11 protein-coding genes are annotated in these 11,889 nt (G+C 37.7%); 5 read left to right on the top strand and 6 right to left on the bottom strand.

Annotation, left to right across the window (positions count from 1 at the left end; genetic code table 11):
* Positions 1-458 precede the first annotated feature (458 nt).
* From JMX07_RS04485 to JMX07_RS04475, 3 genes are all read right to left on the bottom strand, one after another.
* Positions 459-725: a MoaF C-terminal domain-containing protein gene (locus tag JMX07_RS04485; protein ID WP_201606582.1), complete on the bottom strand. Its 267-nt coding sequence runs from the start codon at positions 723-725 to the stop codon at positions 459-461.
* Positions 726-1,060: 335 nt separating this feature from the next.
* Positions 1,061-1,651: a 3'-5' exonuclease gene (locus JMX07_RS04480; RefSeq protein ID WP_227684623.1), complete on the bottom strand. Its 591-nt coding sequence runs from the start codon at positions 1,649-1,651 to the stop codon at positions 1,061-1,063.
* 328 nt (positions 1,652-1,979) lie between these two features.
* Positions 1,980-2,390, bottom strand: a complete 411-nt coding sequence (locus JMX07_RS04475; RefSeq protein WP_201606581.1) for a helix-turn-helix domain-containing protein — start codon at positions 2,388-2,390, stop codon at positions 1,980-1,982.
* A gap of 78 nt (positions 2,391-2,468) precedes the next feature.
* Between JMX07_RS04475 and JMX07_RS04470 the strand changes: the two genes are divergently transcribed.
* Positions 2,469-2,960 (top strand): DUF2938 domain-containing protein, encoded by a 492-nt coding sequence (locus JMX07_RS04470; protein WP_201606580.1) that lies wholly within the window; start codon positions 2,469-2,471, stop codon positions 2,958-2,960.
* 567 nt (positions 2,961-3,527) lie between these two features.
* Here JMX07_RS04470 and JMX07_RS04465 read toward each other — a convergent pair.
* From JMX07_RS04465 to JMX07_RS04455, 3 genes are all read right to left on the bottom strand, one after another.
* Positions 3,528-3,752: an antitoxin VbhA family protein gene (locus JMX07_RS04465; RefSeq protein WP_198332402.1), complete on the bottom strand. Its 225-nt coding sequence runs from the start codon at positions 3,750-3,752 to the stop codon at positions 3,528-3,530.
* Positions 3,753-4,502: 750 nt separating this feature from the next.
* Entirely contained in the window at positions 4,503-6,764 is a 2,262-nt protein-coding gene (locus JMX07_RS04460; RefSeq protein WP_201606578.1) for a DUF262 domain-containing protein, read from the bottom strand.
* 14 nt (positions 6,765-6,778) lie between these two features.
* Positions 6,779-8,260 carry a DUF262 domain-containing protein gene (locus JMX07_RS04455; RefSeq protein WP_201606576.1) on the bottom strand — a complete coding sequence of 494 codons (1,482 nt, stop codon included), beginning with the start codon at positions 8,258-8,260 and terminating at the stop codon, positions 6,779-6,781.
* A 185-nt stretch (positions 8,261-8,445) separates the two neighbouring features.
* On the opposite strand from JMX07_RS04455, the gene JMX07_RS04450 reads away from it, so the two are divergent.
* Genes JMX07_RS04450 through JMX07_RS04435 form a run of 4 tightly spaced genes read left to right on the top strand, consistent with a single transcriptional unit; the run spans position 8,446 to position 11,654 of the window.
* Positions 8,446-9,303 (top strand): PP2C family protein-serine/threonine phosphatase, encoded by an 858-nt coding sequence (locus JMX07_RS04450; protein WP_201606575.1) that lies wholly within the window; start codon positions 8,446-8,448, stop codon positions 9,301-9,303.
* 54 nt (positions 9,304-9,357) lie between these two features.
* On the top strand, positions 9,358-10,449 hold the full coding sequence (locus JMX07_RS04445; protein ID WP_201606571.1) for a helix-turn-helix transcriptional regulator: 1,092 nt from the start codon (positions 9,358-9,360) through the stop codon (positions 10,447-10,449).
* 27 nt (positions 10,450-10,476) lie between these two features.
* On the top strand, positions 10,477-11,151 hold the full coding sequence (locus JMX07_RS04440) for a hypothetical protein (RefSeq protein WP_201606569.1): 675 nt from the start codon (positions 10,477-10,479) through the stop codon (positions 11,149-11,151).
* 50 nt (positions 11,152-11,201) lie between these two features.
* The gene (locus JMX07_RS04435; protein WP_201606568.1) at positions 11,202-11,654 is read left to right on the top strand and encodes a DUF1810 domain-containing protein; all 453 of its coding nucleotides are present in this window, start codon (positions 11,202-11,204) and stop codon (positions 11,652-11,654) included.
* The last annotated feature ends 235 nt before the right edge of the window (positions 11,655-11,889 follow it).

Raw genomic sequence — 11,889 nt, 5'->3', positions numbered from 1 at the left:
CACAGGCGTATATGGCATGCCTTCAGACTGTGTTTTGACATAAGATCTTTCGAGTCGGTTGATATTCCTTACTATTAATTTCAGAGAGGCAACGCGATATTACGTTTTTTAGAAAAAATCAACCGTGTACTATTCTCTGAAAAATACTATAGTTAGTATGAATAATGCAAAGAAAGAGGATATTGTTAGATAATACAAAGTGTACAGAGATTATAATTGTAAAGGTCAGCTCAACAGAAATAGTAGAAGAATATAAATAAAAATAGAAAGGCAAAAAAAGCCTCATACTTACATGAGGCTCTATTAAATGTTATTCAGTATAGGGAAAAAAGTTTTATTTTGAGGTGTATGGTAAGGACATATGAATGTTCAGCTCTCGATAACTGACTTTTTTCGCCGGCCGAATACCTGAAATATATCCATACTATTAGTTACCTGCAATTATAATAGTTCAACATTTAAAGGTCTTTAGGGTATTTAATGTTTGATAAGCGTTGGCAGTAGGAGGCTACTGGGAAGTTTGATAATGGCATATCTTCTGTATCGCCTACACCAACGATTTTCCCATCACTTCGATGATTTTGCTCATCAATCATGACGATACCAAGGGTGGGCACAATTTTTTCACGCCAAATGAACAAGTAAAGATCTTTTGCAATTTTATAGTGATGACAGGCATCGGTATCGCAAAGGCCTTGTTCAAACCCCGATATTAATAGCGTCACCTAAAAAAATTAAATTTCATACCCCCGCCCTCTACACTATATAAATAATAGCCTATAGAGCTTTTCTAGTTTGTCAGAGTAAGATTGTTCCATGGTATATGCAAATATTGATGATATTTTAAAAACCATAATATTGAGGGGTTTACTACCTAATAAGTTATAGTTTCAATCAGAACTTGATCTACTTTAGCGTTAACTATTTCTAGTATCGATTTGAATGTTGAGCATAGCTCGACTATAAAGCTGACTACATCAGTGTATTTATACGGACTCTAATGCTTGCTGACAAGCTTCAGCTAAATAAGGGTCCACCGTATCTTGTTTTAGTAGCCACTTCAGATATCTAGCCCCATCTGAATGGGTAGCCAAATCTGCAATAGCCTCACCTCTATGCTTGCCAAAACTAAATGCGTGGGTACACGTGCCATCTGGCTAAATCCATATAAGCTCTTCACATCACTTATTTCATGATACTGACTATTAGCCAAATCAATCAAGCTACCAAGCACCAGCTCAGCAAAGTAAATATTGGCAATGGTAGCATGAGCATCTCTTGCTTGAGCACGCGCTATATCTCGGTGAAAATGATAGATGAGGGGTGCTAGCTTATGACTTTTCAGCGTAGGAAGAAGGAAATTAGCCATTGCATTGATGCATATCAACTTAGGTGTATGAGTCACACCCACATTTTTAAGAACTGTTATATCACAATCGATATTATGACCAATTAAGTAATAAACACTGTTAGGCAGTATAAAATCTGTATGAGGTGGCTCACCTGCCACATCCTCATTACAGATATGTGATATCGCCATAGAGCCCAAGCTAATTTCTTTTAAAGGGTTGAAGTGCTTAGCTATCGGCCCCTGCAACACAGTCACCTTGACATCGATGATATCAACAATAGAGTAGGCGGCCTCGGTCATATGTGGCTAGATTAATCCTGTTGTTTCTATGTCAAGTATATATATGGTCATAATTAGCCTTCATAAGTATGAGGAGCTTAGCAGTCTGTTATAGATAGTTCTATTATATCAGTCTATTTTAAGTGGTCTATTAATGGGTTTGGAGGGTGAAATAACTGGTTCCCTTGGGGTATACGTATGGCGAACCAATCAAGTGACGAGGACTTGAATATTTAGCTGTAAGCAAGTAATACTGGTGTTCTAGGTTTTTGGATAATCACAATATACTTGTTAAGCGGTTCAATATTATTCGAGTAAACTAATTACCTAATAAAATCGTCTCTATTACTTATTTGTTCAAGGTATTACCTTTAACAGTGCCAGTGGCGGCTAGATTCATTAGACGCCGAAACCTCGAGCACTCCAAGTGGCTAGGAGCTGTGCAAGCCGCCGCATGTTGTAGTCCATCACGCATAGCGATTAATTTTTGAATCGTTTCATCCAGTTCCGAGGCTTTACTCAGTAATAAACCTCGATCAATATCTAGGGTTTTGTCAGACCCTAATATCCCAGCAATCTCATCCAATGAAAACCCCGCAACACGTCCTAAAGCAATCAAGGACAGACGCTCTAATATATCTTCGCTGAAAACTCGGCGGATACCTTGCCGACTAATAGAGCTAATTAAGCCTTTTTGCTCATAAAATCGTAATGTTGAAGCTGGAACACCCGACTGCTTAGCAACCTGCGAAATATCCATAATACCCTCTTGACTTAAAGTCGACTTGAGGTTGTATACTAGCACCACATTGATACCAAAACCAGTAAGAGAGTCACCATGGATAACGTCGTTTTTATAATATTAATCGGTATTGGCGCTACCGCTGTGATGGACTTGTGGTCATTACTCAGGAAGTATTTGTTTAATATTCCAACGACCAACTGGGGAATGGTAGGCCGCTGGATTGCTTACATGGGTCAAGGACAGTTCCGTCATGACATTATTGCAGAATCTAATGCTATTCGCGGTGAGAATTTTATTGGGTGGACAGCCCATTATTTAATAGGCATAGGTTACGCGGTATTATTAGTACTCATTGGTGGTCAGGAATGGGTCCAAAATCCTTCAATTGGAATCGCTCTGGCAGTGGGTATTGCCACCGTTGTCGCGCCTTTTTTTATTTTGCAACCTGGTATGGGTGCTGGCGTTGCCGCTTCTCGAACGCCCAAACCTAATGCAGTCAGATTGCAAAGCGTGATTAATCATGCCGTATTTGGTTATGGTCTATACTTATCTGCTCTAGTAGTAACATCTATGAAGACGCTATAGACACTGCAAGCGCTTACTTTGTTGTAGCTGTAATAATTGGTGCGATCATAGGAGAGGCTATCACTTATATAGAAATTGTCGCCTGACTACTTATTTATCCTTGGTGGTGTACTGCTCATTCAGACAGGCAGAAAAAAGTAGGATGAGTCAATAAAACATAGGTCAACGATTAAAATGTTAGCGAGCTTAAGAGTTACTGTTTATTCCCATAACAGCGCTTATGGTAAATAAAAATAATGAACCAAAAGCTCACGGCATGTACACAACGAAGTACACCGCAACTACCTAAATAATTTAATATACCGATATCACTAGCCTACACCCTAGTGTTCGAGTCCTCACTAGGGTACCGAACTATTGAGAGCACCTTATTGGTTCGCAATAGGTATATTCAATAAAATTCAGACGAGCAACAGACGCTTTAAAAACAGCGTGCGTTCCTGCGTCATTTAGTGTTTTTAACTTTTTTACGCCTGCAGGCACTAGTTGTAAATCCTCGATTGCAAATTTTTATTATTAGAGTAAAGACATAATTAATGGAGGCTAAAAGGGTATGTATCTAAACCATCAAGGCTTAGATAGATTCGCTATTTTAGAGTAGTGAGCATGTAACAGTTGGTTCACTTCCTCAGTAGTAGCAATTCGACCTTCGACGAAATCGTCAAAAATGTGCTGAGTGTCAGGGTTTGCGTGAAGATTATCTACAGCATGACTACCACGAATCCACGCACTAATACGCCGCCGCTCTTCTATTTCCGCTTGACTCACCAGGATAGGACGATCATCAGACATTTTTCTTTCCATTTCATAAGTTGAGGCAGTTGTCGCAATTTTTGCGATAACTGCATTTTAGAACATGGTGTAACTGTCGCAAAATTTGCGATAGTTACACCATTAACTATTTCTTACTATTTTTTGGGCTCTTGATTTCTGCGTCATTTAGTGCGATAGCGTGCAAATGGTACTTAAGCGTTGGATATACATAGAAAGCTCACAAGGTTTTAAAAGTCATTGAATGGAATAAAATATAGCCGTGATCAAACCCCAATATCAACAACGCCACCTGAGAAAAGTAGATTTCATACCGCAGTCTTCTGCACTATATAAACCATAGCATTTAGGCGGTTTTTGAATCATCAGAGTAAAATAATTTCATGGTAATGGAGAGGTTAATGATATTTTGGACACCATAATATTCAGGTGTTTATCACCCAATAAGTTATAGTTGGATTAATATTTAGTCTACTCTAGCATGAAATAATTCTTTAAAATTATAACCCCTCAATTTAATGTCTACGGATTTGACAGCAGAGGTCAAGCTTGATGCCACCTCTTAAAGAAGCGGCCTTTTCTAAGGTGCTAATAGTACGTGTGATTAGGGTACACTAAAATCGTGCTTTTTCTAACCATTGCTCCAAGGTATCGCGCTCTATGTTTTTATTGTCAGTTTAGTACTGTCAGCTGCATAGATAGCGATAGCCTAGTGTATCGGTAAAAAAGCGGATGACACGGTTTTGAGTGAGCTTTTCTATATCGTCCACGCTACTCATGAGATATACCTGATAGCTCCAGATGTAATCCTTGCAATATAATATTCAGCATTTCAGTTTCGTGCTGAGCAATCATTTTTTTATCCCAGGTATCCGGTTTACCTTGTATGTAATCAATCATTTTCAGTAGTTTTAAGCTATCGATTTGCCCCCTTTGAATGTCTCCATTTTGTGAGAAATATTTTACCTTAACATCAGGCATGTCATTACTCACACGTGAATTAAGGCTATGGCTAATCAAACATAAATTACCAAAGGAATGCAACAGTGAACTTTTTGCGTCTTTATCTTCCAAAAATATACTGTCGTTTCGATTATTTTGCGGATAAAAGTGCTCTACAGAGCTTCTAGCGGTAAAGGTAAACTTAGGATAGTCACCGTTTAACCAAAGCAAATAATCTAAATAATTAAATACAAAAATGTTGCGTATATTGCCATACCTAAGATACTGCTTAATTTGTATACGTAGATTATCAAGACTCAATCTATCATCGGTATGTTCAGCCGATAGCTTGTTGAAGTCTGAGGTTTGATAAATTATTTGATGGTAATCATCAGGTTCATCAGTCAAATAACGTCTTAACATAAAGGCGCGAGCTATTTCTTCTAAATGCTCAAGATAAGCGACACTATTAAGGCCTATTTCATCGTATTGATAATGCGTACATGCATAGTATAAAACTGCATTAAGCCAGTGTTTATAGTTCGTAGTAGGGGTTGAGACATGAAAAGCACTTTGTAACATTACTAGTTTGTCATTGTCAGTCTCAAAGCTATTTTTGTAGTAACTATTTTTTTTATCTTCATTCTTAATCAGTTTATTGAGTGTCCATTGTCCTTTACTGTCTTGAGTGTTACGCTTTATTATAAAGTGATCAAAGATAAATTTGCTTTTGAGTAAGGCGTATATAAAAGTTTTTACTTGAGATAAAGGCGTTATTTGAGCGTTAGTTTCTATACTCAGATCAGTATCTGAGATATGAGTATTTTCTAAGCTGGATGGTTTTAAAATAAAGGTTTCAAACTGAGTTAGCAGCTGCTTGTCATCAAGTGCAATGTCCTGTTTATATGAGGACTGCACGTTAACCATGATTCTCAAAGCATGCAAAAGAAAGCTCGAGAAATTCACTAAGCTATAGTAAGTTTCGCTATCGCCGTCATCTTCTTCTTTATCCGCGGTATTACTAGGGTTAGGTGGACTGTCAAAATTATCGTCAAGGATGTCATAAAGAGAGGGAAGTGGCTTTGTTTTATTGTTTTGAGCGTCGTCATTACAGCCAGAATATTGGTCATTATCTGGCTGGGAATTGTTCGGGTAATCATACTCTTTATATATATGAAGCAATTCATCAAAATCTTTAGGATGCAGAAGAGTTAAACTATCTGAGAATAACTTAAAACGTAAAGTAGGATTAAAGCCATACTGTACGTATTTATTCATATTGGCGCAAGCTTCCCAGACATTATGAATCAAAGCTTCAACTGGTTGTTTGTCCGCAAGCGCTATCTCACTTTCGTTTGCCTTTGCAATGACTGACAACAAACGTGCTTTGATAATTTCATGCTTCTCTAATTGCTCACCTCGGTTATTCATAACTTCGAAATAATGATTTAAATCCGTTTCGTCAGGCACAGGCACACGAGCAATTTGCACATATTGAAATAGATAATCACAAAACTCTTGAAGGGTTGTAGTGGGTTGTTGGTTGTCATTATTAGGGGTAACAAATTTACTTTTAATTACTTCGCTAATAGACTTATAGCCGTTGATAATAGCGGGATTTAGTTTAGCTTCATGAAGGTGCTCATAGGTCTCTAGATTGTCATTCAGTAGTAACTCTAACGTCTGAGTAGATTTCGGACGGCTTTCAAACTCAATATTTTGATCTTTATACCATGACATATCATAGTTGCTACCTATAGTTATAAAGTAATTCTTTAGATATATGATTAATAAGCTCAAAGTAGTAAAGCGTTGTTGACCGTCAATAACTTCAAACACTTTACGTTTTGAGGATATTTGCGGTCTTTCAAATACTACCAGTGTACCTAGATAATAGTTCTTATGTTCCTTTGCATTTTTCGCATCGATTTGAGCGTCCATAATATCGACAATAAGCTGTTCAATCTCACTATTCCCCCAAGCATAATTACGCTGATACATCGGAATCAGATAGTGCTCGGTGCCGTTAAGCAGCCCCTTTGGTGTTAGTAGTATCACTTGCTCGGTTGCGCTCGGATTATAGTTTTTCATAATTTTATTTTTCTCTATTTATCAGTCAAATAGTTGAGGTGATTAAATAATTGGTATATGTCGTTATCAGTTTTTTTATTAGACTCTTTTATGTCATTGCCTCTTAGAGGTTGAACACCAGCGATCCATACTTCTTTAGGCAATGTAGCGTCTTTGATACGTTTAAATAACATACCGTCAACTGCATGATTGTCCATCGTTGCGAGTTTTACCGCAAATTGTCTTAGGCGTATTTTGTATGCCCAAATAAACATGATCTCTATAACCTGTGATAAGTCTCGCATACCAAATTTATCAATATAGTAGATCAAAGCATTATCAAATAAGTTGCGAGTATATTTGTCACCCTGACGCCACTTATCACTATAAATATCTAATATCTTAACAATCTTCGATGCTCGTTCATTCAAGGTTTGGTTATATACAGTTGCATAGGAATGGTCGTCTTTATTCTCTGAGGCGTGTGCTATATCAATCTTTTTAGTGCGTTCAATAAGCGTATCGTAATATTCAACCATTTCAAAAAAACGACGACCGTTGACTATTTTTTGGTCTAGCTGAAACGGGTAGTTCATTGTTTGAGCATCAATATGACGGTGCATGTTGCTATTATAATCATCGATAAAATGATGGGTGATCATCATGGCTTTTGCATAGTGCGGTAAATTTTGTTTATGTAGAGATACCCCTTTAAAAATATCTACATGACGACTGGTAAAGTTGCGGGCTGGTTTATGATCTATCCAGCGCTTAATCCTAAATAAATGCTGACTAAACAGCCTGTGCAATTCATCATCTGCTAAGCTTTCCCAATGATCGACAGTTTGCGCTTTAATATTTGGGTTGAGCCGTTCATCATAGGCACTGAACTCACGTAAATGAAATGCTTTTAGTAAATCATGCGGATACAGCTCTTTACCGCGGGAGTTCTGTGAGTCAAAAAACTGAAAGGCTTCTGATTCATCTTCTAATATGAAGATGACCACCTCACACTGATTTAATAGAAAATCAATGTGCTCAATGCTTAGCTCACTACGGCTGATAATGCGTATTATCTCTTGAAAATTTGAATGCAAATTGTAGACGGATATATCGCTAGTAAACTCTTGTTTTTTAGCTAAAGCTGGTACGGTATTAGATAGTTCGCCTAATATTTTTCCGATAGCTTTTACTTCTTTAGGTTTGGTTGAATTATCAGGATGATAGCTTTTGATAATCGCCATGACGGTAAGCATTAGCGTTAGGGTGCGTTGTTGACCATCGACAATATTGAGTACGTCTTTGTCATCTTTATCTTTAGACTTATGAAGCACGATAGTGCCAAGGCGATAGGCTGGCTTGTCATATTGCATCTTAATATCATTGAATAAGCTTGCGATATTGTGCTGATTCCATTTGTAAGGGCGCTGATACTCAGGAATAGTTAGTAGACATTCACTCAGTAACTGCTTTACTGAGATTATCGTTCTGTTCTGGAGCGTTATTGATTCACTCATAATTAGTAATTATCCTTAAATTTACAGAATTATATAATAAACATTAGTTCTTTATATAACCTAGTTTTCATTTGTTTAAGTAAGATATTTGTCGTTACTAGTCTAGTATAGAGGGCAACCTATAAAATAAATTTACAAGTTGTCCTCTATACTGGCTTTTATGATAAACATATAGGCCTACCATCATGATTGCTTCTTCAAATTATTTTCCTTCATCAGAAACTTTATCTATCGCCCAAGCTTGTGTAATTACTTTTCAAGGTAATGCTAGTAACAATCTGCAGCAAGACGCTTTTTTCTTTTTAGATAACTGGTATCAAGAAGACTTAGGGGTAATGGTAGTGACACCAGTTGCGGCGCCATTCTGTCTAGCAGTGTCTGATGGTGTCGCAAGCTCTAAACACTCGCAGTACTGCTCAAAGGCGGTGGTAAAAGTGATCAGACGGTTATGGAACGATCAGAAAAGTATTTCTTCAGACAGTATTCATCAGCTGATTAATCAAACCAAGCATTCATCTAAGCGTCATGGTGCGGCGGCAACCCTCGCGATGGTTACCTGTGAGTTAAAGGATGATGGAACCATAAAGGCAACGATAACCCATGTGGGCGACAGCCGCGTTTATCGGCTGTCCAAAGGCGCATCACAGTGGCAGTGCTTGACTCGCGACCATAATCTATTGAACGAACTCATTGATCAGCAAGCAAAAGAGCAGGGTCGCCAAGTGGAGTTTTCTGACTATAACCGAGAAGGTATGGCAGGGAGTTTATATAGCATTACTGAGTGCTTTGCCTTGACCACTGATGACAGTTATATCAGCAGTGAAGCACCAGAGAGCATCTCTCGAAGGATTAATGTTAATAGTGGCGACTGTCTCTTGGTTTGTACTGATGGTATTCATGACTTAGTACCGAGCCACGAATGGCAAACTGTTAGTGCGGAGACGGATTTAAGAGAATGGTTAATCACTCTTAAAAATCAGGTCTATGATTCCGATGGCAATGCTTATGACAATGGCACAGCGATTTTGGTTCGTTTTGATTGAGCCTGTATTTTAATAATGAGTTGATTATTTCATCAGTTTAATAGAGTAAATACTATGCCTACATATTCAATCGCCAGCTATAAAAAATCAGAACGCCTATTTGCTTTATATCAATGTTTGCCTCGTAGTGAAGCTGATGCTATGTCATTAACAGAGCTTATGGTTGGTTATGGTGATGATCCTAACAATTATATAAATGAGCGTAAAAACTTAGAGAACGATCTGATTGGCTTAAACCAAATCTTTAACGATATCTTCTATAGTGACGCCTTAGTCCGAGTGCCAGCATGGGGCAATAATATCAGTGGCAAGACAGCACGGTTTTATATTGAACCCAGCTTTAGCATCGATATTATTAACGAGCAAACCGTGTTCTTTTGGGAGATGCTGGATAAATATACCGCAAACTACTTACCAGTATCTTTTAAACAAGAAATCACAGACAAGCTCACTCAATTACGTCGACAGGATAAAGACAAATTTCATCAAAGTCCGCTAGGACAATGGCAAGATCATCTCATCACCTTACCTAGTATCGTGCAAGCACCAAAGCTTGATAGTGAGGTGATTGGCAGTATTCATCAGGCTCTGCTACAGAATCGTCAATTACGAATAGGCTATCAAAATAAATGGGAAGAAAAACCAGTTCAAAGAGTGGTGTATCCCAAAGGACTGATCTTTATTGACAATATGATCTATCTCACAGGCTTTAATCCTACAGATGATCATATCGATGATAATAAACTGCTAGAGAAGCATCGCAATTTTGCGGTCAACCGTATTACCGAGGCAGTAGTCATAGATAAGCCAATACCTGACTGGGTAGGGCGTGACGTTTTTACATTAAATAGCTTACAGAAGCTGGGCAAGCTAGAGTTTGGTAAAAATGTTGAAATCAACTTGGTTTTAAAAGTACAGAAATATGCCTGTCAGCATCTTTATGAGCGTCCCTTATCGACAGATCAGCAAATTACTATTATCGATGACACTTGGAAACAAGTCAGCGCTAAGGTTGCTAATACTACTCGTCTGCAAGATTGGCTGGTCAGTATGTCGCAATTGACCGTCGTCATTGAACCATTAGAGCTAAAGGTAGTTATTCTTGAGCGCCTAGAAAGTGGGATGCAGCTTTATAACCGTAATTAATGATTTCACTTTAAAAAGGAACCGAGTATGACAGTAGATAGTATTTTTAAAGACAAACAGACTCTAAAAAATGACATTAAAAAAGAATGTAATGATGCGCTTCAGATAGAGCCCATACCTTTAGCTACTTTATATACGCCACAATCAAATAGCTACCTCTTGTCTGAGGTTGGGTTTATCGTTATCGAAGATGGTTGGGATGAACAGTCATTGCTAAATCTACAACAACAAGTCGGTTGCACATTGTTTGCGCTACAAACCACCAATAAGCAAATTGATAGATCCGAAGTAATAGACGGGATCATTATTTGCAAAGCGGATGAAGTCGAGCAGGTGATAAGCGTATTTGAATCGGTACTATCTGATCGGGATAAGATTGGTATAGATGTTAATGATATCAAAAAATCTTGCGGGGCTGAAAAGACTGCTAAATTTATACAGAATACTGTAACCGGTAAGCCGGACTCAGAACAAGTAAAAAGTACCGTTAATCATCTGCTCAATAAAATTCCTGAAGGTCTTAGTATCCAGTATATGATGCTTGATATTGAAAGTGATCATAAGCTATCTCTTGATGAGTTTTTTAGTATCACAACTGCGGTTGAAAGTCGGATTTCTGATGATTTAGAAGTGTTTTACGGCAATAGGATGATTGATAAACCTGACCATTGCTGGATGGGGTCGATATATGTGGCTGGTTAGCGTGGCAGGTAGGCAAACGCTCATTAATTAAATCGTAAGGAGTGTGAAAAATGACAACAATAGATAAAGATTTGTTTGATGATTTTATCCAAGCTCAAGATACTATCTATTCACAAGTGATTGAAGAGCTGACCCAAGGTCATAAGCGCACGCATTGGATGTGGTTTATTTTTCCACAGGTGAAAGGGTTAGGGCACAGTAAAATGTCTCGACGATTTGCAATAGGGAGTCTGGAGCAAGCAAAAGAGTATTTGCAGCATGATGTGCTGGGTGCACGGTTGCTAGAATGTGCTGAATTATTACTGTTGCATCCTGACAAAAGCGCTTTAGATGTCTTTGGTTCACCGGATTACTTGAAGCTGCAATCTTCGCTAACGTTATTTGCCTTTGCCGCTGGTAACAAGTGTGTATTTGAGCAGCTTTTATATCAATTCTTCGCTGGCAGTTACGATATAAACACTATAGAAATGCTAAAGCAAATCAATGACCAGAAATATAAGTAAACAAGACCTTCAGTACATTATCTAAGTAAAATATCAAACCCCAATTTTCACAGAGATACCTGATAAATATTATTATTAGTAACTTGTGCTATAAGCTTTACATGAATAGGCTTGGAGATATTATTAATATATTGTGTTCTGATTAGTATAACTATAAACGCTATTTATAGACTCGTAATATTATAGATATTCGCAATGAATAATTTTCAAATATATGTATATAAGTCAGTTATTT

Source organism: Psychrobacter immobilis, assembly GCF_904846235.1.
In the GTDB taxonomy this organism is placed as follows: domain Bacteria; phylum Pseudomonadota; class Gammaproteobacteria; order Pseudomonadales; family Moraxellaceae; genus Psychrobacter; species Psychrobacter immobilis_C.
The sequence above is the reverse complement of the archived record's forward strand: the minus strand, read 5'-3'. Positions and strand labels throughout refer to the sequence as shown.